Raw genomic sequence first — 24,001 nt, forward strand, 5'->3', positions numbered from 1 at the left:
GCGGGCCTCACACGAAGCTGAGGACGGTGTCGCGCGACAGGCGCTCGAGTTCGGCGCGGTCCGACGGCATCTGCACGAAGGTGACGGCGAACCCCGCCGGCCCCAGGCGGCACAGGCCGAAGGAGGCACCGCGCAGCGAGCGGAGCCCGTCGCGGCAGAGCGCATCCATGGTGGCGTGCTGGCCCGACACCGTGACGACCGGGACGCCGTGCCAGATGACGACGCGGTCCTGGTGGATGTGGCCGGTGAGGATGGCGGCGACGTCGCGGCCGCGGAGCAGCGCCGCCAGCCGTGCGGTGGCGGCGGGGTCGATCGTCTTCCAGCCGAGTTCGCCGTCGAGGGCCGGCGGGTGGTGCATGATCAGGATTTTGGGCGCCGCGCGGTGATGCTCGAGCGTTTCGGCCAGCCAGTCGAACTGGTGCGGGTCGATGGCGCCGCCGATGCGACCCGGCACGCTCGTGTCCAGCACGATGACGTGGATCCCCTCCACCATCCGCTCGCCGAAGGCCGGCCCTCCGCCGGTGCCGAACCCTCCGCCGATGCCAAAGCCCTGGGCATAGCCGTTGCGGTCGTCGTGGTTGCCGAGGCCGCAGATCACCGGGCAGGGCAAGGACGACAGGGCCCGGGCGACGACGCCGTAGCTCGCCGGGTCGCCGCGATGGGTGAGATCGCCGCTCACCACGGCGAACCGCGGCGGCGGCACCATGGCCCGGATCGTCGCCACCACGGCGGCGAGCGTCTCGCCCGTGTCGGACAGCAGCGTCGGGTCGTCGCCGTCGCCGATGTGGAGGTCGGACAGGTGGACGAAGGTCGTGTCTTCCATGGGAGGCTCCACCGGGCGCGACGGCGCCGCGCCCCCCGCCGCGCGGCCCGGCGGTGGCGCCGGGTCGCGGCCCGCTCTAGAGGCGGGCCTTGAAGCTTTCGTGACGGGGATGCCCCCGGGACGGCACCGCGCGCCCCGCGCTGTCATGCGACCATCATGTCGCGTCGCTATCCCACCCTGCATCGTGCCGCCGCCCTCGGGCCGGCGGGTGTCGCGGAGGGTGTCGGGTGCCGGGCGTGAGGGTCGAGGGTCTTCGGCGGAGCTGGGGCGGCGTCGCGGTGCTGCACGGCATCGATGTCGCGGTCGCGCCGGGCACGCTCGCCGTCCTGCTCGGGCCTTCGGGCTGCGGCAAGTCCACCCTGCTGCGGCTGATCGCGGGCCTCGACGCGCCGGACGCGGGGCGCGTGCTGATCGGCGACACCGACGTGACGGCCCGCCCGCCTTCGGGCCGCGACCTCGCCATGGTGTTCCAGAACTACGCGCTCTTCCCGCATCTCGACGTGCGCGAGAACATCCTCTTCGGCCTGAAGATGCGCCGCATCCCGGCGGCGGAGCGCGCGCGCCGGCTCGCGCGGGCCGCCGAAACGCTGGGCCTGGGCCCGCTCCTCGGCCGCAAGCCCGCGCAGCTGTCGGGGGGCCAGCAGCAGCGCGTGGCGCTGGGCCGGGCCCTCGTGTCGGAAGCGCCGCTCTGCCTGATGGACGAGCCGCTGTCGAACCTCGACGCCCAGCTGCGCCAGGACATGCGCCGCGAGATCCGCGACCTGCAGCGGCGGCTCGGCCTCACCCTGCTCTACGTCACCCACGACCAGACGGAGGCCATGAGCATGGCCGACCAGGTCATCCTGATGCGGGCCGGCGCGGTCGAGCAGGCCGGCGTGCCCGAAGCCCTCTACGCCAGGCCCGAGACGGTCTTCGCGGCCCGCTTCATCGGCACCTCGCCGATGAACCTCGTCGCCCTCGAGGACTGCGACGGGGGTGGCGCCATCGCCGGCACGTCGGGCGCTCCGCCGGTGCAGGGCGGCGGCGCCGGCCGCATCCTCGGCCTGCGCCCCGAGGACGTCGCGGCGGTGCCCGAGGGGCAGGCCGGCGGCGGCCCGGGCCTCGCCGCCACGCTGGTGTCCTGCGAATACCACGGCGCCGACAGCCTGCTCACCTGCCGGGTCGGCGCCGAACGCGTCACGGCCCGCCGCCCCGGCCTCATGCGCCTGCAGCCAGGCACGCCCCTGCACCTGTCCTGGCCGGCCGAGGCCATGCACCTCTTCGAGGCCGGCACCGGCCGGCGCTGCCCCAACCCGAGCCTGCCCGACCGCCGGGCCGCCTGACCGCGAGACACCGACCATGCCCCCGATCCGCCTGCCCGCCGCCGCGCGGGTCCTGTCCGCCCTCCTGGCCGCCTCCCTGCTGGCGTCCACCGCCCTGCCGGCCCGGGCGGCCGAGAAGGTGCACCTGTCGTTCTTCTATCCCGTGGCCATTGGCGGCCCCGTCACCAGGATCGTCGACGACCTCGTGGCGGATTTCGAGACGGCCAATCCGGACGTCGACGTGAAGGCCGTCTATGCCGGCACCTACCAGGAAACGATCGGCAAGGCGCTGACGGCCCGCAAGGGCGGCCAGTCGCCGGACGTGGCGGTGCTGCTGTCGGCCGACATGTTCACCATGATCGACCAGGACGCCGTGCTGCCGGTCGACGGTTTCGCCAAGGACGAGGCCGCCAAGGCCTGGCTCGGCGGCTTCTTCCCCGCCTTCATGCGCAACAGCCGCACCGCCGACCACGTGTGGGGCATCCCGTTTCAGCGCTCCACGACGGTGCTCTACTGGAACAAGGACGCCTTCAAGGAGGCCGGCCTCGACCCCGAGAAGGCGCCGCAGAGCTGGGACGAACTCGTCGCCGACGGCAAGAAGCTCACCAAGGCGGATGCCGCCGGCCAGACCACGCAATGGGGCGTGCAGATCCCCTCGAACCTCACCGCCTATTGGCTGCTGCAGGGGCTGGCCGCCCAGGCGGGCGCCCTCCTGACCGGCGACGGCAGCGGCACCACCGTGACATTCGACGCGCCGGGCGTCGTCTCCGCCATGCAGTTCTGGGTGGACCTCGCCCAGAAGCACCACGTCATGAAGCCGGGCTCCATCGATTGGGCGACGACGCCGAAGGACTTCTTCGAGCGCAAGGCCGCCATCATGTACACCACCACCGGCAACCTCACCAACGTCCGCAAGAACGCCCCCTTCCCCTTCGGCGTCGCCATGCTGCCGGCCGACAAGCAACGCGGCACGCCGACGGGCGGCGGCAACCTCTACGTCTTCAAGACCGGCGACGCCGCCCGCGAGGCCGCGGCCTTCAAGCTCGTGCGCTTCCTGTCCTCGCCCGAGCGCGCCGCCGAATGGGGCATCAAGACCGGCTACGTGGCGACACGGCCCGACGCCTGGGAGACGCCCGCCATGAAGAGCTACGTCCAGGAGTTCCCGCCCGCCGCCGTGGCGCGCGACCAGCTGCAATATGCCGTGGCGGAACTCTCCACCTACGACAACCAGCGCGTGGCCCGCACCATGGACGACGCCATCCAGGCCGTGCTGACCGGCGCCAAGACCCCGGCAGCCGCGCTGCAGGGCGCCCAGGCCGAGGCGGACCGGCTGCTGAAGCCCTATCGGTGACGGCCGCGCTCGGAGGCGCCGGCCCGCGCGGGGCGGGCGCCCAGGCCCTCATGGCGTGGCTGCTGCTGCTGCCCGCCGCGGTGCTGCTCGCCGCCTTCACCTACGTGCCGGCGCTGGGCAGCGCCCTCGCCAGCCTGTATTCGACGCCGCACGGCGCGCGGCCGGCCCGTTTCGTCGGGCTCGACAACTACGCCGCGATGGCGGCCGACCCCGTGTTCTGGCGCGCGCTGCAGAATTCCGTCGTCTACGCGGCCGGCACGGTGCCGCTGGCCATCGGCCTCGCCCTCGCCATGGCGCTGCTGGTGAACGGTTCGGCACCCGGGCGCGGGCTGCTGCGCACGGCCTTCTTCCTGCCGACCGTGCTGCCCATGATCGCGGTGGCCAACATCTGGCTGTTCTTCTTCACCCAGGACTACGGCCTCGTCGACCAGTTGCTCGGGCTCGCCGGCGTGCCGCCGCGCAACTGGCTCGGCGGCCCCCACACGGTGCTGGGCTGCATGATGGCGGTGGCGGTGTGGAAGGAGGCGGGGTTCTTCATGATCTTCTACCTCGCGGCGCTGCAGACCATCCCGCCGAACCTGCGCGAGGCGGCCGCCATCGACGGGGACCGGCGCTTCTACGTCTTCCGCCGCGTGACCCTGCCGCTCTTGATGCCCACCACGGTCTTCGTCGCTGTCAACGCGCTGATCAACGCCTTCCGGCTCGTCGACCACGTCATCGTCATGACCAACGGCGGCCCCGACAACGCCAGCAACCTCCTGCTCTATTACGTCTACGAGGTGGCCTTCAAATTCTGGGACACGTCCTACGCGGCGGCGCTGACCCTCGTGCTGCTGGTGATCCTGGCGACACTGGCCTTCACGCAATTCGCCGTCCTCGACCGGCGGACGCATTGCCGGTGAGGGCCGCGGCGCTCCCCGCCGCCCGCCGCGCCGCGGGCCTCGTCCCCTCGCTGGAAGCGCTCGGGGCCTGGCTGCTCGGCCTCGTCTGGGCGCTGCCGCTCCTCTACAGCCTGTGGACGGCCTTCCACCCGGCCGCCTACGAGACGCATTTCACCCTCGGCGCGCCCGTGACGCTGGCGAACTTCGCCGCGGCCCGGCAGGCCGCGCCCTTCGCCCGCTACCTGTTCAACACGGCCCTGCTCATCAGCTTCATCCTGGCCGGCCAGATGGTGGTGTCGACGCTGGCGGCCTTCGCCTTCGCGCGCTTCACCTTCCGGGGGCGGACGCTCGCCTTCTATGCCGTGCTGCTGCAGCTCATGATCCTGCCCGAAGCCCTCATGGTCGAGAACTACCGGACGGTGGCGGCGCTGGGCCTCGTCGACACCATCCCGGCGATCGGCCTGCCCTACCTGGCCTCGGGCTTCGGCATCTTCCTGCTGCGGCAGGCCTTCCTGACCGTGCCGCGCGAACTCGACGACGCCGCGCGCGTGGAGGGTGCCGGCCCGCTCGGCCTGCTGTGGCGCGTCTACCTGCCGGTGTCGCGCGCGACCCTGGTCGCCTACGGGCTGGTCTCGGTCAGCTATCACTGGAACAACCTGCTCTGGCCGCTCATCGTGACGAACTCGGTCGGCACGCGGCCCATCACGGTCGGGCTGCTCATCTTCGCCTCGCCCGACCAGGGCGTGAGCTGGGCGCTGGTGGCGGCGTCGAGCCTGATGAGCGCCGCGCCGCTGCTGGTCGGCTTCCTCCTGTTCCAGCGCGCCTTCGTGCAGAGCTTCATGCGCGCCGGCATCAAGTGAGGGCGGGCGAACCGATCCGGGCCCGGCGGCGCATCACGGCAAGGCGTGACGCGCCCCGCTGTGTCGTCGACGGCGCGACGAGGCCCGCATCGACCTGCCCGGCGCCCGCGCGATCCGGCCCGAGATCGCCCGCCCCGTGCACGACGGCTGCGCCGCCGCTCCGCCGACGGCGGCGGGCCGCGTCGTCGACGCACGGTGCGGGACGAGGGCGGGGCGGGGGTGGATCGCCGCACGGCGTACCCTGCCGGGACGGTCCAGGCCGAACAGCGTGTGTCGGGCTGCCCCTCCCGCTCAGTCGAGGTTCTTGATGATGGTGTCGACCATCTTCTTCGCGTCGGCGAAGAGCATCATGGTGTTGTCGCGGAAGAACAGCTCGTTCTCGACGCCGGCATAGCCCGAGCCCATGCCGCGCTTGATGAACAGCACGGTCTTGGCCTTCTCGACGTCGAGCACCGGCATGCCGTAGATGGGGGAAGCCTTGTCGGTCTTGGCCGACGGGTTGGTGACGTCGTTGGCGCCGATGACGAAGGCCACGTCGGCCTGGGCGAATTCGGAGTTGATGTCCTCGAGTTCGAAGACCTCGTCGTAGGGCACGGAGGCTTCGGCCAGCAGCACGTTCATGTGGCCGGGCATGCGGCCCGCCACCGGATGGATGGCGTATTTGACCTCGACGCCCTCGCGCTTGAGCATGTCGGCCATCTCGCGCAGGGCATGCTGGGCCTGCGCCACCGCCATGCCGTAGCCCGGCACGATGATGACCTTGCCGGCGTTCTTCATGATGTAGGCGGCGTCCTCCGCCGAACCCTGCTTGACGGGCCGGGTCTCGACGGCACCGCCCGCCGCGGCCGTCTCGCCGCCGAAGCCGCCGAGGATCACGCTGACGAAGGAGCGGTTCATGCCCTTGCACATGATGTAGCTGAGGATGGCGCCCGAGGAACCCACGAGGGCGCCCGTGATGATGAGGGCGAGGTTGCCGAGCGTGAAGCCGATGCCGGCCGCCGCCCAGCCCGAATAGCTGTTCAGCATAGACACCACGACCGGCATGTCGGCGCCGCCGATCGGCACGATGAGCAGGACGCCCAGCGCCAGCGCCACCAGCGTGATGAGCCAGAAGGCGAGGCCCGAGGTCGCGGCGACGAAATACACGATCAGCACCAACAGCAGGACGGCGAGGCCGATGTTGATGGCGTGGCGGTTCGGCAGGATGATGGGCTTGCCCGACATGCGGCCGTCGAGCTTGGCGAAGGCGATCACCGAGCCCGTGAAGGTGAGGGCGCCGATGGCGGCGCCGATCGACATCTCGACGAGGCTCTGGCCGTGGATGGCCCCCGGCACGCCGATGCCGAAGGCCTGGGGCGCGTAGAACGCGCCCGCCGCCGCCGTCACGGCCGCGAGGCCGACCAGGGCGTGGAACAGTGCCACGAGCTGGGGCATGTCGGTCATCTTGACCGAGCGGGCCTTCCAGGCCCCGATGCCGGCGCCGGCGCCGAGGCCGACGATCACCATGAACCAGGCGAAGGCGTCGGCCGGCGGCCGGTAGAGCAGCGTCGTCAGCACGGCGATCGCCATGCCGGCAATGCCGAAGCGGTTGCCCTGGCGCGAGGAGGCCGGCGAGGACAGGCCGCGCAGCGCCAGGATGAACAGGACGCCCGAGACGAGGTAGAGCAGGGCCGCGAGATTGTCGCCCATCGGCTCAGCCCTTCTTCTTGTACATGGCGAGCATGCGTTCGGTGACCAGGAAGCCGCCGAAGATGTTCACCGAGGCCAGGACCAGCGCGACGAAGCCGAAGATGCGGGCCGCGATGGCGCCGCCGTAGTTCTCCGGCGTGACGGCCACGCCGATCGACAGCAGCGCCCCCACGACGATGACGGAGGAGATGGCGTTGGTGACGGACATCAGCGGCGTGTGCAGCGCCGGCGTCACCGCCCAGACGACGTAATAGCCCACGAAACACGCCAGGGCGAAGATGGCGAGGCGGAACACCACCGGGTCCACCACGCCGCCCGTCGCCGCATGGGCGGCGGCGGAGCCGGCCAGCGCCAGCTGGTCGGCATAGCCCTGGGCGGCCAGGGCCGCCTGGTGGGCGGCGTCGGCGGCGGCTTGCGCCTTCTCGTAGAGCATCTGCTGGCTGTCGGCCGCCATGTCGCGTCCTCGTCGGCGTTGGGAGAGTCGGGGAAGAGGTCGGGGCGGCCGGCGCCCGTCAGGCGGCGCCCAGCCCCGCGGTCCCTGGGGTGAAGGCGGGATGCACCACGGCACCGCCGCGGGTGAGGTTCGTGGCCTTGACGAGGTCGTCGGTCCAGTCGATGGCCAGGGCCTTGGTGTCCTTGGAGACGAGCGTCTCCAGGAAGGCATAAAGGTTGCGGGCGTAGAGGCTCGACGCCGTGGCGGCGAGGCGGCCCGGCACGTTGCGGTAGCCCACCACCTTGACGCCGCCCTCCTCGACGACCTCGCCGGGGCGGGACAGCTCGCAATTGCCGCCGCGCTCGACCGCCATGTCGAACACCACCGAGCCCGGCCGCATGGACCGCACCATGGCGGCGGAGACGAGCTTCGGGGCCGGCCGGCCCGGGATCAGCGCCGTCGTGATGACGATGTCCTGCTTGGCGATGTGGGCCGTCACGAGTTCGTTCTGCTGGCGCTGGTAGTCCTCCGACATGGATTTGGCGTAGCCGCCCGTCGTTTCGGCGTTCTTGAACTCCTCGTTCTCGACCGCGACGAACTTGGCGCCGAGCGATTCCACCTGTTCCTTTGTGGCGGGTCGCACGTCGGTGGCGGTGACGATGGCGCCGAGCCGACGCGCGGTCGCGATGGCCTGCAGCCCGGCGACGCCCACCCCCATGACGAAGACCTTGGCGGCCGGCACGGTGCCGGCCGCCGTCATCATCATGGGGAAGGCGCGGCCATATTGCTCGGCCGCGTCGATGACGGCGCGGTAGCCGGCGAGGTTGGCCTGGCTCGACAGCACGTCCATCACCTGGGCGCGGGTGATGCGCGGCATCAGTTCCATGGCGAAGGCGTCGAGCCCGGCGCCGGCCATCGCCTGCAGGGCTTCCTCCTGGCCGTAAGGATCCATGGTGGCGATGACGGCGGCGCCGCGCCGGTAATGGGCGAGGTCGCCGGCCTCGGGCCGGCGGACCTTCAGCACCACGTCGGCGTCGCGCAGCGTCGCCGGCAGGTCCGGCTCCACGGTGGCGCCCGCAGCCGTGAAGGCCGCGTCGGTGATGCCGGAGGACAGCCCGGCGCCGGCCTGCACCGCCACCGAGGCCCCGAGCGCGAGCAGCTTCTTCACCGTTTCCGGCGTAGCGGCGACACGCGCTTCGTCACGCGGCTCGGCAGGCACGGCGATGCGCATCGATGATCCCTCACCCGTGTTGGATTTTCTTCCGGCCCGCGCGGGGCCTCGTCCCGTCCGGCGCCCGCGGGCCCCGGTTCAATCGCGTCAAGGATCCCGGCGCGTCACGATGGCCGGCGCATCACAGGGTGACGAAGGCCAGCAGCACCACGATGCAGACGACGGCCACGACGCCCCACTTCGTGAAGAAGATGAAGCCCCCGTACGTCCGCTCGTGCTCCGCGTAATCCATGTATTCGGGATTCATCGGAACGTCGTCGTTCACCGCCATCGCGCGCCCGCTCCCCTGCTTCGATCGGGTCCGCCAGGGCTGCGGCACCACGACCCCGTCGCCACGGCGGGCGATTCCCTTGTGGTTCCCGTCTAGCGCAAAGGCGAAAGCGGGGCAAATGCCGGGCCGGGCCGGCGTTCCGGGGTGAAGCGGCGCCGAGCCTCGCTCAGGCCCCCGCCGCCGCGCCTTCGGGCGGCGCCAGGGCGCGCAGCTCGCCCGTCAGGTCCTTGAGACTCGTGGTCTTGGACATGATGCGGTCGGCCTCGCGCAGTTGTTCACGCTCGGCACTGGAGATGTCGCGCGCGCTGAAGACGATGACGGGGATGTCCTGGCAGCCGGGCCGCTCCCGCAGGGCGTGGAGGAAGGCGAAGCCGTCCATCACCGGCATGGTCAGGTCGAGCAGGATGGCGCGCGGCGGCCCGTGCATGACGCGGCGGAGCGCCTCGGCGCCGTCGCCGGCCTCGCCGACGCTGTAGCCGCTGCGCTCCAGCACGGTGCGGAGCCGCTCGCGCACGCCGGGGTCGTCGTCCACGACCAGGATCTCGCCTTCGGCCTCGCGCAGACGGTCGAGCACGCTCTTCAGCCGGTCCCAGTCGACGGGCTTGTTGACGAGGTCCACGGCGCCGAGCGTTGCGCTCAGGGTGCGTTCGTCCACGAAGGTCACCATCACGACCGGGATGGCGGCCAGCCTGGGGTCGGCCTTGAGGGCCGTCAGCACCGACCAGCCGTCCATCTTGGGCATCATGACGTCGAGCAGGATGGCGCGCGGCAGGGTTTGGCGCGCCATCTCGAGCCCGGACGCGCCGTCGGCCGCCGCGAAGGCGGTAAAGCCCTGCCGCTCGAGGAACCGCACCATGAGGTCGCGCTGGGCCGCGTCGTCGTCGATGACGAGCACGCCGGCGTGATCTCCGGACAGCGGCCCGTGGCTGGGGGCCGGGAGCTCCTCCCGGACGGTTTCCGGCATGGCGGCCGGCAGCGTGATGGTGAAGGCCGTGCCCTCGCCATGCTGGCTCTCGACCGCGATGTCGCCGCCGAGCAGCCGCGCGAAGGCGCGCGTGATGGCGAGGCCGAGGCCCGTGCCGCCGAACTTGCGCGTGGTGGTCTCGTCGGCCTGGGTGAAGCGCTGGAACAGGCGACCGAGCTGGTCCTCCGTCATGCCGATACCGGTGTCGCGCACCACGAAGACGAGGTCGCCGTCCGTCCCCGCGCCCTCGCGTCGCGCCGACAGGGTGATGCGGCCGGCTTCGGTGAACTTCGCGGCGTTGCCGAGCAGGTTGAACAGGCACTGGCGCAGCTTGACGGCGTCGGTCCGCATCGTGCCGAGGTCGTCCGGCAGGTCGACGGCGAGGGTGTTGCCCTTGCCCTTGACCAGCCCTTCCACGGTGCCGGCCACTTCCCGCATCAGCGCCGCCACCTCCACGGTCTCGGCATAGGTGTCCATGCGGTTGGCTTCGATCTTGCTGAGGTCGAGCACGTCGTTGATGAGGCTGAGCAGGTGCCGGGCGTTGGACTTGATCTTGCCGAGGTCGACCAGCAGCGCGTCCTGCCCGGCGTCCTCGAGCTCCTCCTCCATCATCTCGCTGTAGCCGATGACGGCCGACAGCGGCGTGCGCAGCTCGTGGCTCATGTTGGCCAGGAAGGCGCTCTTGGCGCGGTTGGCCGCCTCGGCCGCCTCCTTGGCGGCGGACAGCTCGATCTCGGCGAGCTTGCGCTCGGTGATGTCGGCGTGCTGGCCGACCCATTCCCGCACGTCGCCCTCCTCGTCGAGGATCGGCACGGCCGAAACGTCCATGTGGCGCCACAGGCCGTCGGCACGCCGCAGCCGATGCTCGACGGTGTAGCGCGAGCGCGCCGCGACGGCCTCGTGCCACGCCGACAGGGTCGCGTCCCGGTCCTCGGGGTGGACGGCGTCGAGCCAGCCCGCGCCCCGGTACGCTTCGGCCGGCTGGCCCGTGAAGTCCGCCCATTCGGCCTGGGGCTCGACGAAGGCGCCCTCGCTGTTGGCCGTCCAGACGATGGCGGCGCTGGCTTCCGTCAGGGTGCGGAAGCGCTCCTCGCTGTCGCGCAGCCGCGCCTCGGTGCGCTTGCGGACCGTGACGTCCGACACCACCATGCCGGCCCCCTCCAGGCGGTCGCCCTTGCCGGAGGATCGGATGGGATAGAACGTCACCTGGTAGTCGCGCGGCTTGCCGTCGCCGGCCCGCACCTCGATGTTGGGGATGGGGCGCCGTCCCTCCACCACCTGGCGCAGCCGCGCCTCCAGCGGCTCGCGCAGCTGCGGCAGCACGTCCCAGATGCTGGCCCCCACCGAGGCGCTGAGCGCGCGGTCGCTCATGGTGGAGAGCGAACGGTTCATGTGGCGGACGTGCAGGCTGGCGTCGAGGAAGCCGAGCCCCACCGGGGCATGGTCGAGCACGCCCTCGAGCAGCGCGCTGGCGGCCCGCTGCTCGGTCCGGCGCTGCACGGCGACCCAGGCGATGAGCGCGATGGCGGCCAGCGTCGCCAGCACGGTGAGGATCTCGAAGGGCAGCAGCATCATGCGGTCGTGCCGCGCCTGGGACGCAACCGTCGCCTCGGCGGCCGCCTGCGTGTCGGAGACGAAGCCGCGCAGCCGGTCCATGGCGGCCTTGCCGGCCCCGGTGCGGATGCTCGCGACGGCACTCTCGGACCCGAGCGCCCTGAACTGCGCGATGGTGCGGGCGGCGGCGTCGCTGCGCTCCGCCACCAGCGCCTTCAGGGCCGGCAGGTCGAGGTCGTGCCCCTGCAGCGCCCGGAGTTCGGGCTCGAGCCGTCCGATCGCGACGTCGTAGGGGCCGAGGTAGCTGTCGTCCCCGGTGAGGATGAAGCCGCGCTGGCTCGTCTCGAGGTCCTTGACGGAGGACAGGACGCGCTCCGTCAGCACCACGGTTTCCCGGGCGCGGTCGATCGCCGTGGTCGACCGGTGGGCCGCCGTCACCGACCACAGGCCGCTGGCGAGGGCCACGAGCAGCAGGACCGCGGCCAGGATCGCCGACCGGCTCAGCGCGTGGCGGGCCTGCTCGACGAGGGTCTCATCGTTCACTGGGCTGTGTCCTCCGCAATCCCGGGCCTCCGGGAGCTTCTAGCACAAGGCGACCGCCCGCGGGGTGCCGGCCGCGGCGGGTCAGGGTTTCGCCCGCGCCGGGGGCTGCGGGGCCTCCGCCGGGCGCGTGTCGCCCGTGGGGCCGCCGGCCGCCGCGATGGGCGCCGTGAAGGTGATGGCGCTTTGCGGAGCGGCGGACCGGGGCGCCGCCGGCTGGCCGTCCGGCCCCGTCTGCGGGGCGCCGGACCCGGGCTGGGCGCCGGTGTCGGCGACGGGGGGACGTGGCCCTGCGGGCGGGTCGACCTCGACGGTCGCCGTCATGCCGGCGACGAGGCGGACGTCCGGCGGCACGTCGTCGAGATGCACCCGCACCGGGACGCGCTGGGCGAGCCGCACCCAGGTGAAGATCGGGTTCACGGTGGCGAGGCCGCTCTGCCCCGGCTGGGCGTTGGACACCACGATGGCGCGCGCCACCGAGTCGACGTGGCCCAGCACCACCCGCCGGTAGCCCAGGAGGTAGACCTTGGCGGGGTCTCCCTCGCGGATCGGCCCGATGTTGGTTTCCTCGAAGTAGCCGTCCACCCAGTAGGAATCGGAATCGACCACCGACAGGGCCGTTTGCCCCGTGGTGGCGTAGTTGCCCTGTTGGGTCAGCAGGTTCGTCACCCAACCGTTCACGGGCGCGCGGATCTCGGTGCGCTCCATGTTGATCTTGGCGCGGTCGAGGTTGGCCTTCTGCTGCTCGACGTCGGCCTGGGCCATCTTGGCCGCCGAAACATACTGCTCCTTCTGCTCGGGCGTGGTGGCGAGGTCGGTCAGCTGCAGGCGGCGGGCCGCCTGGGACTGCTTGTTCATGTAGTCGGCCTGCGCCTGGTCGAGGGCGGCCTGGGACAGGTCGATGGCGACGCGATAGTCGCGCGGGTCGATGCGCATCAGCAGGTCGCCCTTGTGGACGAACTGGTTGTCGCGCACCGGCAGGTCGACGATCTGCCCCGACACTTCCGGCGCCACCGTCACGACATAGACCCGCACGGTGCCGTCGCGGGTCCAGGGCGACGCCATGTAGGCGTTCCACAGCAGCCAGCCGGCATAGGCCGCCACGGCCGCGATGCACAGCGTGACGAGGACGGGCAGGATGCGCCAGCCCCGGCGTGCCCGACGCCGGACGCCATCGGGCCGGGGCGCCTGCCCGGCACTCCCGTCCCGGCCGGGCGGCGGCGACCGCTCGGGCGCGGGCTGACGGCCGGTCGGCTCGCTCCGCCGCTGCGGGTCGGGACGGTCCTCCTCGCGGGACGGCGCGCGGGCGCTGGCCTCAGACATGCGGGTCTCGCTTCACAGGTTCAGCTTCAGGATCCCGACCGTGAGCACCATGGCGGCGAGGACGATGAGGAAGACGGAAAACTCGAACAGCGCCGGATGCCAGACCCAGCGGAACAGTCCCACGCTCACGGCGACCCAGCGAAACGCGAGTGTGACGAGGACGGCCGCCAACATCATGGGCACGATGGGCGCCACGTAAACCCCGAAGACGTCGATTTCGACGAAGCTCACCCGTCATCCTCCTCGAACTCGTGCCGGTGCTGCAGGACGACGTCCCGGATCACCCGGATGGCGGTCGGGATGCGGAGGTCGGGCGGCCCGTCGGTTGCCGCCAGGACACCGTGCTCGACGCCGTCGAGCCCCGCCAGCATGCCGTCGACGTCGCGGACGGCGAGCCGTGCCAGGGCGGCGCGAAGCGCGTCGCCGGAGGGGCCCGCGTCGGCGAGCCTGCGCAGCTCCAGCACCTGCAGCCCGATCGACAGCGCGGCGACGAGCCGGGAGCCGTGCACGGGATCGACGCCCGGCGGCAGGGCGATCAGCCGGGCATAGACGCGGTGCTGCCAGGCGGCCGGCGTCGGCGTCGCCCGCCCGGCCGCGATCCGGCGCATCTCGCGCAGGGTGAGGTCCACCAGCCTTTCGGCCCGGAGGCCCTGCGGCACCGGCGGGATCAGCACCAGGGCCAGGGCGCCGGCGAGGCAGCCGCCGACGATGCCGAGGGCGCTGTTGTAGAAGCTCAGCGTGTTGAAGCTGATCTCGTTGGTGGGCCCGACCAGCGGCACGAAGTTCATCGTGGCGGCGACGAGGTAGGGGGCCAGCGCCGGCACGGTCGACAGCATGGCGAGCGGGACCAGCACGGCCGACAGGATCAGGGCCAGCGCCAAGAAGCCCTCGTGGTTGGGCAGGACGGCGAAGTTCACGATGCCGGCGAGCACCGCCGTCAGCACCGTGCCGATGCCGAAGCCCAGCGCGGCCCGCGGCGCGTGCTCCTGCTGGGGCGCCAGCAACAGCACCGTCACGGCCAGGAACGTCATGGCGCCGAGGCCGCTCGGCCATTCGGTCGCGACCCAGAACAGGATGCCGGCCGATATGGCCAGGAACGTGCGGATGGCGTTGACCACCGCCGGCAGGTAGTCGGCCACGACGAAGTCGGGGGTCGCGGCGGGATCGCGGGCCACGGCAGGCTCGCGCAGGAGGGCGAGCCCGTTGGCGGCGGCGGCGAGCCCGAGCGCGAGCTTCGCGGCCGCCTCCGACAGGAGGCGCTGCGAGGTGCCGCCGTCGTCGCGCCGCTCCACGAGAGCCCGCGCGGCCGCGACATCCTCCCGCCTGTCGGCCACGAGCTCGGCGCCGCGCTCGGGATCGGGGCCGAGGCCGATGCGGGCCACCTCCGCATCGGCGGCCGGAGACGGGCTGCGCCAGGAGGCCGGCAGGCGCTCGGCGACCCGTCGCGCTTCCGCCCGCGCCGCGCCCTCGGGCAGGCCGACGAGGTGACTTTCGGCGATGCGCCAACCCGACAGGGCGGCGAAGAGGCCCGACACGGCTTCGCGCAGGATGCCGACCCGGTGGCGGAATTCCGGCTCCTCGCCGATCGCCTGGTCGACGACGGGATCGAGCGCCGCCACGCGGGCGATGAGGGCGCGCCTGACGTCCGGCCCCTCGTCGAGGTGGGCGGCCGGGTTCCCGAGCAGGTCGGCGAAGCGGTCGTGGATCTCGCGCCCGAGCGCGTCGACGGCGCCGGCCAGGGCGGCCCGCGACCGGCCGAGGTCGGACAGGCCAGTGACCGCCATGGCGCAGGCGATGCCGATGATGATCTCGGTGGCGCGGGTGATGGCGAGATGGAACACGTCCCCGGGCTGCGAGATGGAATCCCCCGCGATGATGGCCAGCGTGTAGCCGGCCAGCGCGAAGCCGTAGGCGGCGAAGTTCCGCGTGATCGTGTTGCCGAACGAGCAGGCCGCCGCCCACAGCGCCATGCCGACCAGGAAGCCGACCCGGTTCTGGGGAAAGATGCCGGTCAGCACGACGCTCATCGTGGCCCCCACCACGGTGCCGATCATGCGGAAGAAGCCCTTGCGCAAGGAGGCGCCGAGCACCGGTTGGCAGACGATGGCGGCCGAGGTGCCGGCCCAGGACGGGTTGTCGAGTTCGAGCCAGAAGGCGATGAAGAGCGCGAGCGACACGGCCCCGGCGAGCCGCAGGCCGTAGAGCAGCCTCTGCAGCGCGGGCGCCGCCCATGTCGGCCAAGCGTCGTCGGCGTCGCGGGCCGGGGCCGCGGGACTGGACATGATGCTGGACTGCCGCCGTTCAGGACCGATGCGGCTCAACGGCCGGCGCCGCGGATTGTTGCCGCCGTGCCTCGACGCCCGCCGGCTGCCGCAGCGGCAAGATGAACGATAGATGAACGGGCCGCGTCATCATGGCGTTGCTTCGTGGCCGGGGGGAACATTAAGCCGTTGTCACGAATTCTGCCAACGAGGGCGAGACGAGATCAGGTCGAGGACGGTTTTGCTATGTTGGGATCGGGCTTTTCATATGGCGCCACCCTGAAGAAGGTGGCCTTGGCGGGCATCGGTGCGTTGTCGGTCGGCGCCGTTCTGGTGGCGACGGCGGAACCCGCGCAGGCGTTCCGGGGCGGCTACGGCGGCGGCGTGTACCGCGGTGGCGGGTTCCGCGGCGGCTTCGGGGGGTTCCGGGGCGGGTACGGCGGCTTCCGCGGCGGGTATGGCCGTTTCGGCGGGTTCCGCGGTGGCTACGGCGGCTTCGGACGGGGCCGTTTCGGTTACGGCGGCATCGGTTTCCGGCGCTTCGGCTATGGCGGCTTCGGCTATCGTCGCTTCGGCTACGGCGGGTTCGGCTATCGCCGCTTCGGCTACGGGGTCGGCTTCCCCTATGCCGGCCTGGGCTACGGCTACCGCCGCGCCTTCTTCCGCCGTCCCTTCCTGGGCTACGGCTATGGCTATCGCGGGTTCGGCTACGGCTTCGGGCGCCCCTACGGCATCGGCTACGGGCGCCGGTTCGGCTATCGCTACTGAGACCGCGTCGCCGAAAGCCCTGGTCCCCGACACCGAGGAGAACGTCCTCGGTGTTTCGAGAGGGCGCTCAGGCAGGCGTCGGATAGGCCGTCGAGACGACGGACCGCAGAAGTCTACACGCCCCTGCCCGGCCTCCGCGCGGGGGCGAATTTGCATGACGGTGCCGGCCCGCCTCAGTCACCCCAGCAATGGAGCACGATCTCCCGCCGATGGGGTGCGGCACGATGCTCGAACAGGTAGATGCCCTGCCATGTTCCCAGCAGCATCCGCCCGTCTTCCACCGGCACCGACAGGCTGGTTTGGGTCAGGGCCGCGCGGAGGTGGGCCGGCATGTCGTCGGGTCCTTCGAGGTCGTGGACGTATCCGGCCCCCTCGGGCGCCAGGCGCTCGAAGAAGCGTTCCATGTCGGTCCGCACGGTCGGGTCCGCATTCTCCTGGATGAGCAGCGACGCCGACGTGTGGCGGCAGAAGACCGTGAGCAGCCCCGTCCCGATCCCCTGCCCGCCCAGCCACCGGGCGATCGGCCCCGTGACGTCGTAGAGGCCCTTGCGGGTCGTCGCCTGGGTGAAGCGGTGCAGGGCCTGGCGCATGCGATCGTCCTTCCGGGGCGGCGTGCCTCGCCAAACCCCCGTCGCCCGCCACGGTTCCGCGCGGGGCCGACGCCGGCGGACCGTGATCGCGGCGCCACAGCCGGCGGCGTCCTGGGCTGCACGGGGAGATTGTGAGTCCCCCGGCCTTGCGTCGCGCCCGGCGGGCTGCGACAGAAATCGTCAAGCTTTGCCGGACATCACAGAGGCTCGCTCCCGGGACCACGCGTCCCGGGACACGGGTGGTCGCATCCGACATCGCCGGTTCGCAGAAGGTGGGACGACATGCGGGGCCTCGTGGGACGGACCGGTTTCGGGCGATGCGGCGCCGCCCTGGTGCTGTCGCTCGCCCTGTCATCGGCGGCGCTGCCGGCGCGGGCCGAGGAGGGCGGACTGTTGGGCTTCCTGTCCGCGGCACTGGGCGGCGGCGGAGCGCCCGCTCCGGCATCGGCGCCGACATTGGCGCCGGCGCCGCGCGCCGCCGAAGGCGAGACCGCCCCTCCGCTGACGGTGCGCCGCACCCCCAGGAAGCCCGGCGGCTCCAGCCGCGCCCACATGGCCCGGGTCCCGACCAAAACCGGCCCGGTGTCGATCTTCGAGGACCCGACGCTGCGCAGCGGCGACGCCGTGATGACGAAGGACGGCATGAAGGTCTTCGCCGGCGGCCGATTCTCGCCCGAACACCCCTATGGCGACACGGATTTCGTCGCCGTCTCGGCGTCGAGGAGCGTCGCCCCCGGGATCAGGAAGACCGTGCTCGACCTCAACAAGCTCCCGCACGGCTGACACCGACCTCGGCGCCGGGGCACTCGATCACGCGACCTTTCGCGCCACCCTTCCGCCAAGCCGCCCTTTGGGGCAGATTGCCCGGGCAACAACGCCGCGGGGGGATCCATGTTCGTCGGCATCGACATCGGCACGACTTCGGTGAAATCCGTGCTCATGGCGGAGGACGGCACGCTGCGCGCCTCCGCCGCCTTCCCGGTCCCGCTGTCGCGCCCGCAGGCCGGCTGGTCCGAGCAGGACCCGGAGCACTGGTGGTCGGCGGTCTGCGACACGCTCGACGCCCTCGCGGCGGCCGAGCCGCGGCTGATGGCGGGCGTGACCGGCATCGGCCTGTCCGGGCACATGCACGGCGCCACGCTGCTGGGTGCCGACGATGTCGTGCTGCGCCCCGCCATCCTGTGGAACGACGGCCGCGCCGCGGCCGAATGCGCCGAGATCGAGGCCGCCTGCCCCGAGGCCCGCGCCATCACCGGCAACATCGTCATGCCGGGTTTCACGGCTCCCAAGGTCGCCTGGGTGCGCAAGCACGAGCCCGCGGTCTTCGAGCGCATCCGCAAGGTGCTGCTGCCCAAGGACTACGTGCGGCTGAAGCTCACCGGCGACTATGCGTCGGACATGTCGGACGCGGCCGGCACCTGCTGGCTCGACGTCGGGGCGCGGCGCTGGTCCGACCCGCTGCTCGCCGCGACGGGCCTGACGCGCGACCAGATGCCGGCCCTCTACGAGGGGACGGAGGCCACGGGCCGCCTGCGCGAAGCCCTGCGGGTGCGCTTCGGCATGGACCGGGCGCCCGTGGTGGCGGGAGGCGCGGGCGACAATGCCGCCTCGGCCTGCGGCATCGGTGCGGTCGAGCCGGGCGCGGCCTTCCTGTCGCTCGGCACGTCGGGCGTGCTCTTCGTGTCCAATGCCCGCTTCTCGCCCAACACGGCGGGCGCCGTCCACGCCTTCTGCCACGCCCTGCCCGACACCTGGCACCAGATGGGCGTGATCCTGTCGGCCACCGACAGCCTCAACTGGTTCGCGCGGCTCGTCGGGGCACCCGCGCCCGAGCTCACGGCGGCGCTGGGCGAGCGGGTGGCGAAACCCTCGCCGGCCCTGTTCATGCCCTACCTGTCGGGCGAGCGGACGCCGCACAACGACGCCGGCGCGCGGGGCGGCTTTCTCGGCCTCGACCAGACGAGCTCGCGGCAGGACCTGACCCAGGCGGTGCTGGAAGGCGTGGCCTTCGCGTTCCGGGACTGCCTGCGGGTGCTGGAGGACGCCGGCACCGCGGTCGAGCGCGCCTTCGCGGTCGGGGGCGGCGCCAATTCCCCGGTCTGGCTGTCGATCATGGCGAGCGTGCTCGACCGGCCGCTCGACGTTTCGGCCGCCGCCGATGTCGGCGCCGCCTTCGGCGCGGCGCGGCTCGGGCAGGCCGCCGCCACGGGCGCCCGGGACCCTGGCGCGCTCATGCCGCCCCCGCCGGTGCAGCATACCGTCCTGCCGGACCGCGCCCTCGCCGCCGCCTATGCCGAGCGCTACGACCGCTACCGCGCGCTCTACGCCGCCGCCGCCCATGCGGCGGACGCCTGATGCTGCGCTCCGAGATCGACGGCCTCATCGACGAGGCCCAGGCCCTCTTCGCCGCGCAGGGGCTCGCCCTGCCGCCCTGGGCGCGCTTTTCCCCGACCGACTGGGCCGCGCGGCCCGAACAGGCGCGGTTCTGCGCCGAGCGCCAGATGGGCTGGGACGTGACGGATTTCGGCAGCGGGGACTTCGCGGCGCGCGGGCTTCTGCTGCTGTGCACCCGCAACGGCATCCAGGGGCGGACGGGGGAACGCCCCTACGCCGAGAAGCTGATGGTGGTGCGCGACGGGCAGGAAACGCCGTTCCATCGCCACATCGTCAAGGCCGAAGACATCATCAACCGCGGCGGCGGCGACCTCGTCGTCGAGGTCACGCAGTTCGACGGCACCGTCGAGACCACGGTCCCCGTCTCCGTGACGGTGGACGGCGACCGGCGCCGGCTGCCCCCGCGCAGCCCGGTCGTGCTGGCGCCGGGCGAAAGCATCACGCTGGTGCCGGGGCAGATGCACCGTTTCTACGGGCGCGGCATCGTGGTGGTGGGCGAGGTGAGCCAGACCAACGACGACCACAACGACAACGTGTTCCTGGAGCCCGTCGGCCGCTTCGCCGCCATCCTGAACGATGCGCCCGCGCGGTTCCCGCTGTGGTCCGAGCTCGTTTGACGCAGCGGCGGAAAACCGGCGGGGCGTTGCAACTTCGCCGGAACGACCCTGTTGGTTGACGGCAGCCGAGGCTGCACCGTCCTTCGGGGCGTTTCCTCCCAGACTTCAGGCCGTCCTTCGGGACGGCCTTTTTCGTCGCTCCGTGCCGTGCCATGCTGACCGGCGCGACGTCCTGTCCGCTCCGGAGAATACCATGCCGCCGCTGCGCCTCATCCCGTTGGCGGCCCTGCCGCTGCGCCTCGTCCCGGCCGCCGTTTTGGCGGCGGCCCTGGTCCTGCCGGGCTATGCCGTCGCCCAGACCGCCAACGGCAGCCCGACGGCGCCCGCCTCCCCGGGCCTCGTCGGCACGCCGGCGCCGATCTCGCGGACGCCGCCCAGCGTCGGCACGCGGCGCGGCAGGTCCGACGCCAAGCTCGCGCCGAGCGGCGTGCGGCCGCTGCCGAAACCCACGGCGGCGGACCTCGCCGAGCAGAGGAAGCTGGAACACGACCTGCGGATCTGCATCGGCTGCTGACCGGCACCACTGACGCCGCGCCGGCCGGCGGCACCGATACGGCCGGAGGCGAAAGCGCTCTGGGTCACCCGCATCGCAACGCTTCGCCGCCTCCCCTCGCCGCCTCCCCTCGCCGCCTCCCCTTGCGCCGACCGAGGACGGATGGCATCTGTGCCTTAGATGACGGTCGTCATCATAAGAGCCCAGGAGACACCCATGTCGGCTTCGCGTCCCACCACCGCCCTCGTCACCGGCGCCTCGTCGGGCATCGGCGCCACCTACGCCGACCGACTGGCCCGGCGCGGCCACGGCCTCGTCCTCGTCGCCCGCAGCGGGGATCGCCTCGACGCGCTGGCGGCGCGGCTCCGCTCCGAGACGGGCGTCGCCGTCGAGACCCTGGTGGCGGACCTCGCCGATGCAGCAGCGCTCGCCCGGGTCGAGCGGCGGCTGCGCGATGATGCCGCCATCGGCCTCCTCGTCAACAACGCCGGTTCGGCGCTGCCGGGCGGCATCGCCGACCAGGGGCCGGACGCCATCGAAGGGCTGATCCGCCTCAACGTCACGGCCCCGGCCCGGCTCGCCGCCGCCGTGCTGCCCCGTCTCATCGCGGCCGGCGAGGGCGCGATCATCAACGTCGCGTCGGTGCTGGCCGTGGCGCCCGAAGCCATGCCGGGCATCTATCCCGCCACCAAGAGCTTCGTGCTGACGCTGTCGCAGTCCTTGGCGCTGGAAGCCGGGCCGCGCGGCGTCTACGTCCAAGCCGTGCTGCCCGCCGCGACCCGCACCGAGATCTGGAGCAAGACCGGGCATGCCGTCGACAGCGTCCCGGGGCTGATGGAGGTCGGCGACCTCGTCGACGCCGCGCTGGTCGGCTTCGACCGAGGCGAGGCCGTGACGGTGCCGCCCCTGCACGACGAGGCGCAGTGGAACGCCTTCTCGGCGGCCCGCCTCGCCCTGCTGCCGGGCTTCCGCCAGTCGCGGCCGGCGCCACGCTACGGGGTGTGACAGAGCGCTTGCGCCTCTGGCGCATTCGCTCCGACCCAATGCGCTTGCGCCCTCGGCGCATTCGCTCCAAGCGAAAGCGCTTGCGCCTTCGGTGCAGGCGTTCCGAGTGACAGGCGCGTCCTTTTGGCGATTGCGGAACGCCGGACAATGGCATAAACATATCTTTATATGTTTAGGCAGCCCGCGATGACCAAGGCCCTGTTTTCCTTCTCCTCGGCGCTGGCGGCGCTGGAAGCCGCCGGCGAAAGCACGCGGCTGCGGCTGCTGTCGCTCCTGTCCGAGGCGGAGCTGACGGTGAGCGAACTCGTCACCATCCTGGGCCAGTCGCAGCCGCGCGTGTCGCGCCACCTGAAGCTCCTGGTCGAGGGCGGGCTCGTCGAGCGCCACCGCGAGGGGGCCTGGGCCTTCTTCACGGCGGCGGACCGGGGCACCGGCGCTGCCCTGGTGCGCGACATCCTCGGCCGCATCGATCCCGAGGACCCCGTGCTGCGCGCCGACCACGCGCGGCTCGCCGAAGCCCGGCGGAGCCGCACGGCCGCCGCCGAGGGCTATTTCGCCGCCCAGGCCCCGCATTGGGACCGGGTGCGGGCGCTGCACGTGTCCGAGGAGCGGGTCGAGGCCGCCGTGGCCGAGGCCGTGGGTCCGGCGCGGGTGCGGGCGCTGCTCGACCTCGGCACCGGCACCGGCCGCATGCTGGAGATCCTGGCGCCGCGGGCCGACAGGGCGGTGGGGATCGACGCCAGCCACGCCATGCTGAACCTCGCCCGCCTCCGCGTCGAACAGGGTGCTTTGCGCAACGTGCAGCTCCGCCAGGGCGACATCTACGCCTTGCCGGTGGAGCGGGACGGCTACGACCTCGTGGTGGTGCACCAGGTGCTGCACTACCTCGACGAGCCCGCCCGCGCCCTGCGCGAGGCCGCGCGCGTGCTGCGCCCCGGCGGCCGGCTGCTGGTGGTCGACTTCGCCCCCCACACCGACGAAAGCCTGCGGATCGCCCATGCCCATCGCAGGCTCGGCTTCGACCGGGCCGAGGTCGACGGCTTCATGCGCGATGCGGGCCTCGACGTGCTGCCGGGCCGCGACCTCGCGCCCGCCGCCGACGAGGCCGACAAGCTCACCGTATCGCTCTGGATGGGGCGCGACCGCCGCATCCTCGGCGACGCTCCCGTCGCGCTGCACCGGGACGTGGCGTGACGTACCGGCCCTCTCCGACCGCCCAGGACCCCGCATGACCGCGCCCGACACCCTGCGTCCCAGCCGCCTGCCGGGCGCGCCCATCCGCGTCTCCTTCGAGTTCTTCCCGCCGAAGTCGGCCGAGGCCGAGGCCGCGCTGTGGCGCAGCATCGAGCGGCTGGCGCCGCTCGATCCCGACTTCGTTTCCGTGACCTACGGGGCCGGCGGCTCGACGCGCGAGCGCACCCACAACACCGTCGCCCGGCTGGTGCGCGAGACGCGGCTCAAGCCCGCCGCCCACCTCACCTGCGTGGGGGCGACGCGCCGGGAGATCGACGACGTCGTGCGGGGCTACCGCGACGCGGGCGTGCGCCACGTCGTGGCGCTGCGCGGCGACCCGGCGGGCGGGCCCGGCACGGCCTACGAGGCGCATCCGGGCGGCTACGACAGTTCCGCCGACCTCGTGCGCGGCATCAGGGCGCTCGGCGACTTCGAGGTTTCGGTCTCGGCCTATCCCGAGAAGCACCCCGAATCGTCCAGCTTCGACGCCGACATCGACGGGCTCGCCGCCAAGGTGGATGCCGGCGCGACGCGCGCCATCACCCAGTTCTTCTTCGACAACAGCCTCTATGCCCGCTACGTCGAGCGCGTGCGCGCCCGCGGCATCGACATTCCGATCATCCCGGGCATCGCCGTCATCCAGAACTTCAAGCAGACGGCCAATTTCGCCCGGAAGACCGGCGCCTCGGTGCCGGATTGGCTGGCCGACCGCTTCGCCGGGCTCGAATCCGACCCCGCCACCCACCAGCTCGTCGCGGCCGGCGTCGCCGCCGAGCAGGTGCTGGACCTCGTCGACCAGGGCGTGCGCGACTTCCACTTCTACACGATGAACCGCGCCGAACTCGTCTATGCCATCTGCCGGCTGCTGGGGCTCAAGCCCGAAGGCGAGCGCGCCGCCGCGGCGTGACGGACGGCGGGACGCCGCCGCCCTACCGCCCGCGCCGCGCCTTGAAGAAGGCCCGCAGCATGTCGGCCGCCTCGGTCTCGCGGATGCCGCCGTAGACCTCCGGAGCGTGGTGGCAGGTGGGCTGGCGGTAGAAGCGCGGACCGTTGTCGACGGCACCGCCCTTGGCGTCCTCCGCCGCATAATACAGCCGGCGCAGGCGCGCGAAGGAGACGGCGCCCGCGCACATGGCGCAGGGCTCCAGCGTGACGTAGAGGTCGCAGCCGACGAGCCGCTCCGAGCCGAGCGCCGCGCAGGCGGCCCGGATGGCGAGCATCTCGGCATGGGCGGTGGGGTCGCGGTCGGCGAGGGTGCGGTTGCCGGCCGAGGCCAGCACGGCCCCGTCCCGCACGACGGCGGCGCCGACCGGCACTTCACCGCGGTCGGCGGCGGCGCGGGCCTCGGCGAAGGCGCGGGCGAAAGGATCCTCGGGCGTCGGCGACACGCAGCACTCCCCGGGTCGTCCCGTGCACGTC

The 24,001-nt window shown here is 72.3% G+C and carries 23 protein-coding genes; 12 read left to right on the forward strand and 11 right to left on the reverse strand.

Going from position 1 to position 24,001, the window contains the following annotated elements:
* Positions 1-7: 7 nt before the first annotated feature.
* The gene (locus D3272_RS03770; protein WP_165361206.1) at positions 8-823 is read right to left on the reverse strand and encodes a metallophosphoesterase; all 816 of its coding nucleotides are present in this window, start codon (positions 821-823) and stop codon (positions 8-10) included.
* 227 nt (positions 824-1,050) lie between these two features.
* Here D3272_RS03770 and D3272_RS03775 point away from each other — a divergent pair, with 227 nt between their 5' ends.
* Genes D3272_RS03775 through D3272_RS03790 form a run of 4 tightly spaced genes read left to right on the forward strand, consistent with a single transcriptional unit; the run spans position 1,051 to position 5,216 of the window.
* On the forward strand, positions 1,051-2,145 hold the full coding sequence (locus D3272_RS03775; RefSeq protein ID WP_129217792.1) for an ABC transporter ATP-binding protein: 1,095 nt from the start codon (positions 1,051-1,053) through the stop codon (positions 2,143-2,145).
* 16 nt (positions 2,146-2,161) lie between these two features.
* Positions 2,162-3,475, forward strand: coding sequence for an ABC transporter substrate-binding protein (locus D3272_RS03780; RefSeq protein WP_129217793.1), 1,314 nt, complete (start codon positions 2,162-2,164; stop codon positions 3,473-3,475).
* Positions 3,476-3,525: 50 nt separating this feature from the next.
* Positions 3,526-4,377, forward strand: coding sequence for a carbohydrate ABC transporter permease (locus tag D3272_RS03785; RefSeq protein ID WP_129217905.1), 852 nt, complete (start codon positions 3,526-3,528; stop codon positions 4,375-4,377).
* Positions 4,374-5,216 carry a carbohydrate ABC transporter permease gene (locus D3272_RS03790; protein WP_129217794.1) on the forward strand — a complete coding sequence of 281 codons (843 nt, stop codon included), beginning with the start codon at positions 4,374-4,376 and terminating at the stop codon, positions 5,214-5,216. The genes D3272_RS03785 and D3272_RS03790 overlap by 4 nt, the downstream gene beginning before the upstream one ends.
* Positions 5,217-5,507: 291 nt before the next feature.
* Here D3272_RS03790 and D3272_RS03795 read toward each other — a convergent pair whose 3' ends face one another.
* The 8 genes from D3272_RS03795 to D3272_RS03830 all read right to left on the reverse strand — a co-directional run bounded on the left by D3272_RS03795 (position 5,508) and on the right by D3272_RS03830 (position 15,503).
* Entirely contained in the window at positions 5,508-6,905 is a 1,398-nt protein-coding gene (locus D3272_RS03795) for an NAD(P)(+) transhydrogenase (Re/Si-specific) subunit beta (RefSeq protein ID WP_129217795.1), read from the reverse strand.
* 4 nt (positions 6,906-6,909) lie between these two features.
* Positions 6,910-7,359, reverse strand: coding sequence for a proton-translocating transhydrogenase family protein (locus tag D3272_RS03800; protein ID WP_129217796.1), 450 nt, complete (start codon positions 7,357-7,359; stop codon positions 6,910-6,912).
* 58 nt (positions 7,360-7,417) lie between these two features.
* Complete coding sequence (locus tag D3272_RS03805; protein ID WP_129217797.1) at positions 7,418-8,569, reverse strand: Re/Si-specific NAD(P)(+) transhydrogenase subunit alpha; 1,152 nt, start codon at positions 8,567-8,569, stop codon at positions 7,418-7,420.
* Between the two features lie 121 nt (positions 8,570-8,690).
* Positions 8,691-8,840, reverse strand: a complete 150-nt coding sequence (locus D3272_RS03810) for an aa3-type cytochrome c oxidase subunit IV (protein WP_129217798.1) — start codon at positions 8,838-8,840, stop codon at positions 8,691-8,693.
* A gap of 166 nt (positions 8,841-9,006) precedes the next feature.
* A complete protein-coding gene (locus D3272_RS03815; protein ID WP_129217799.1) occupies positions 9,007-11,901 on the reverse strand; it encodes a response regulator in 2,895 nt (964 codons plus the stop codon).
* 81 nt (positions 11,902-11,982) lie between these two features.
* A complete protein-coding gene (locus D3272_RS03820; RefSeq protein ID WP_129217800.1) occupies positions 11,983-13,221 on the reverse strand; it encodes an efflux RND transporter periplasmic adaptor subunit in 1,239 nt (412 codons plus the stop codon).
* A 12-nt stretch (positions 13,222-13,233) separates the two neighbouring features.
* Positions 13,234-13,452, reverse strand: a complete 219-nt coding sequence (locus D3272_RS03825; protein ID WP_129217801.1) for a DUF1656 domain-containing protein — start codon at positions 13,450-13,452, stop codon at positions 13,234-13,236.
* Positions 13,449-15,503 carry an FUSC family protein gene (locus D3272_RS03830; protein ID WP_129217802.1) on the reverse strand — a complete coding sequence of 685 codons (2,055 nt, stop codon included), beginning with the start codon at positions 15,501-15,503 and terminating at the stop codon, positions 13,449-13,451. The genes D3272_RS03825 and D3272_RS03830 overlap by 4 nt, the downstream gene beginning before the upstream one ends.
* 225 nt (positions 15,504-15,728) lie before the next feature.
* Between D3272_RS03830 and D3272_RS03835 the strand changes: the two genes are divergently transcribed.
* On the forward strand, positions 15,729-16,250 hold the full coding sequence (locus tag D3272_RS03835) for a hypothetical protein (RefSeq protein ID WP_245496367.1): 522 nt from the start codon (positions 15,729-15,731) through the stop codon (positions 16,248-16,250).
* 173 nt (positions 16,251-16,423) lie between these two features.
* Here the strand turns inward: D3272_RS03835 and D3272_RS03840 are convergent, their stop codons facing one another.
* Positions 16,424-16,840, reverse strand: a complete 417-nt coding sequence (locus D3272_RS03840; RefSeq protein WP_129217803.1) for a secondary thiamine-phosphate synthase enzyme YjbQ — start codon at positions 16,838-16,840, stop codon at positions 16,424-16,426.
* Positions 16,841-17,122: 282 nt separating this feature from the next.
* On the opposite strand from D3272_RS03840, the gene D3272_RS03845 reads away from it, so the two are divergent.
* The 7 genes from D3272_RS03845 (at position 17,123) to metF (ending at position 23,489) form a co-directional block, all read left to right on the forward strand.
* Positions 17,123-17,623: a hypothetical protein gene (locus D3272_RS03845; RefSeq protein ID WP_129217804.1), complete on the forward strand. Its 501-nt coding sequence runs from the start codon at positions 17,123-17,125 to the stop codon at positions 17,621-17,623.
* A gap of 108 nt (positions 17,624-17,731) precedes the next feature.
* Entirely contained in the window at positions 17,732-19,195 is a 1,464-nt protein-coding gene (gene xylB / locus D3272_RS03850) for a xylulokinase (RefSeq protein ID WP_129217805.1), read from the forward strand.
* Complete coding sequence (locus tag D3272_RS03855; RefSeq protein WP_129217806.1) at positions 19,195-19,851, forward strand: D-lyxose/D-mannose family sugar isomerase; 657 nt, start codon at positions 19,195-19,197, stop codon at positions 19,849-19,851. The genes xylB and D3272_RS03855 overlap by 1 nt, the downstream gene beginning before the upstream one ends.
* Positions 19,852-20,044: 193 nt before the next feature.
* Positions 20,045-20,365: a hypothetical protein gene (locus D3272_RS03860; RefSeq protein WP_129217807.1), complete on the forward strand. Its 321-nt coding sequence runs from the start codon at positions 20,045-20,047 to the stop codon at positions 20,363-20,365.
* 195 nt (positions 20,366-20,560) lie between these two features.
* Positions 20,561-21,349 (forward strand): SDR family NAD(P)-dependent oxidoreductase, encoded by a 789-nt coding sequence (locus tag D3272_RS03865; RefSeq protein WP_129217808.1) that lies wholly within the window; start codon positions 20,561-20,563, stop codon positions 21,347-21,349.
* Between the two features lie 186 nt (positions 21,350-21,535).
* Positions 21,536-22,543, forward strand: coding sequence for an ArsR family transcriptional regulator (locus D3272_RS03870; RefSeq protein WP_129217809.1), 1,008 nt, complete (start codon positions 21,536-21,538; stop codon positions 22,541-22,543).
* A 34-nt stretch (positions 22,544-22,577) separates the two neighbouring features.
* Complete coding sequence (gene metF, locus D3272_RS03875) at positions 22,578-23,489, forward strand: methylenetetrahydrofolate reductase [NAD(P)H] (RefSeq protein ID WP_129217810.1); 912 nt, start codon at positions 22,578-22,580, stop codon at positions 23,487-23,489.
* Positions 23,490-23,511: 22 nt separating this feature from the next.
* Here metF and D3272_RS03880 read toward each other — a convergent pair whose 3' ends face one another.
* Positions 23,512-23,970, reverse strand: a complete 459-nt coding sequence (locus tag D3272_RS03880; RefSeq protein WP_129217811.1) for a nucleoside deaminase — start codon at positions 23,968-23,970, stop codon at positions 23,512-23,514.
* Between the last annotated feature and the right edge of the window lie 31 nt (positions 23,971-24,001).

This window comes from Lichenibacterium ramalinae, from assembly GCF_004137085.1.
Taxonomy (GTDB): domain Bacteria; phylum Pseudomonadota; class Alphaproteobacteria; order Rhizobiales; family Beijerinckiaceae; genus Lichenihabitans; species Lichenihabitans ramalinae.

Excerpts from the sequence above, each read along its gene's own strand:
- D3272_RS03770 (WP_165361206.1), bottom strand. The coding sequence starts at position 823 with ATGGAAGACACGACCTTCGTCCACCTGTCCGACCTCCACATCGGCGAC.
- D3272_RS03780 (WP_129217793.1), top strand. The coding sequence starts at position 2,162 with ATGCCCCCGATCCGCCTGCCCGCCGCCGCGCGGGTCCTGTCCGCCCTC.
- D3272_RS03785 (WP_129217905.1), top strand. The coding sequence starts at position 3,526 with ATGGCGTGGCTGCTGCTGCTGCCCGCCGCGGTGCTGCTCGCCGCCTTC.
- D3272_RS03795 (WP_129217795.1), bottom strand. The coding sequence starts at position 6,905 with ATGGGCGACAATCTCGCGGCCCTGCTCTACCTCGTCTCGGGCGTCCTG.
- D3272_RS03800 (WP_129217796.1), bottom strand. The coding sequence starts at position 7,359 with ATGGCGGCCGACAGCCAGCAGATGCTCTACGAGAAGGCGCAAGCCGCC.
- D3272_RS03805 (WP_129217797.1), bottom strand. The coding sequence starts at position 8,569 with ATGCGCATCGCCGTGCCTGCCGAGCCGCGTGACGAAGCGCGTGTCGCC.
- D3272_RS03810 (WP_129217798.1), bottom strand. The coding sequence starts at position 8,840 with ATGGCGGTGAACGACGACGTTCCGATGAATCCCGAATACATGGATTAC.
- D3272_RS03820 (WP_129217800.1), bottom strand. The coding sequence starts at position 13,221 with ATGTCTGAGGCCAGCGCCCGCGCGCCGTCCCGCGAGGAGGACCGTCCC.
- D3272_RS03830 (WP_129217802.1), bottom strand. The coding sequence starts at position 15,503 with ATGTCCAGTCCCGCGGCCCCGGCCCGCGACGCCGACGACGCTTGGCCG.
- D3272_RS03835 (WP_245496367.1), top strand. The coding sequence starts at position 15,729 with ATGTTGGGATCGGGCTTTTCATATGGCGCCACCCTGAAGAAGGTGGCC.
- D3272_RS03840 (WP_129217803.1), bottom strand. The coding sequence starts at position 16,840 with ATGCGCCAGGCCCTGCACCGCTTCACCCAGGCGACGACCCGCAAGGGC.
- D3272_RS03845 (WP_129217804.1), top strand. The coding sequence starts at position 17,123 with ATGCGGGGCCTCGTGGGACGGACCGGTTTCGGGCGATGCGGCGCCGCC.
- xylB (WP_129217805.1), top strand. The coding sequence starts at position 17,732 with ATGTTCGTCGGCATCGACATCGGCACGACTTCGGTGAAATCCGTGCTC.
- D3272_RS03855 (WP_129217806.1), top strand. The coding sequence starts at position 19,195 with ATGCTGCGCTCCGAGATCGACGGCCTCATCGACGAGGCCCAGGCCCTC.
- D3272_RS03860 (WP_129217807.1), top strand. The coding sequence starts at position 20,045 with ATGCCGCCGCTGCGCCTCATCCCGTTGGCGGCCCTGCCGCTGCGCCTC.
- D3272_RS03865 (WP_129217808.1), top strand. The coding sequence starts at position 20,561 with ATGTCGGCTTCGCGTCCCACCACCGCCCTCGTCACCGGCGCCTCGTCG.
- D3272_RS03870 (WP_129217809.1), top strand. The coding sequence starts at position 21,536 with ATGACCAAGGCCCTGTTTTCCTTCTCCTCGGCGCTGGCGGCGCTGGAA.
- metF (WP_129217810.1), top strand. The coding sequence starts at position 22,578 with ATGACCGCGCCCGACACCCTGCGTCCCAGCCGCCTGCCGGGCGCGCCC.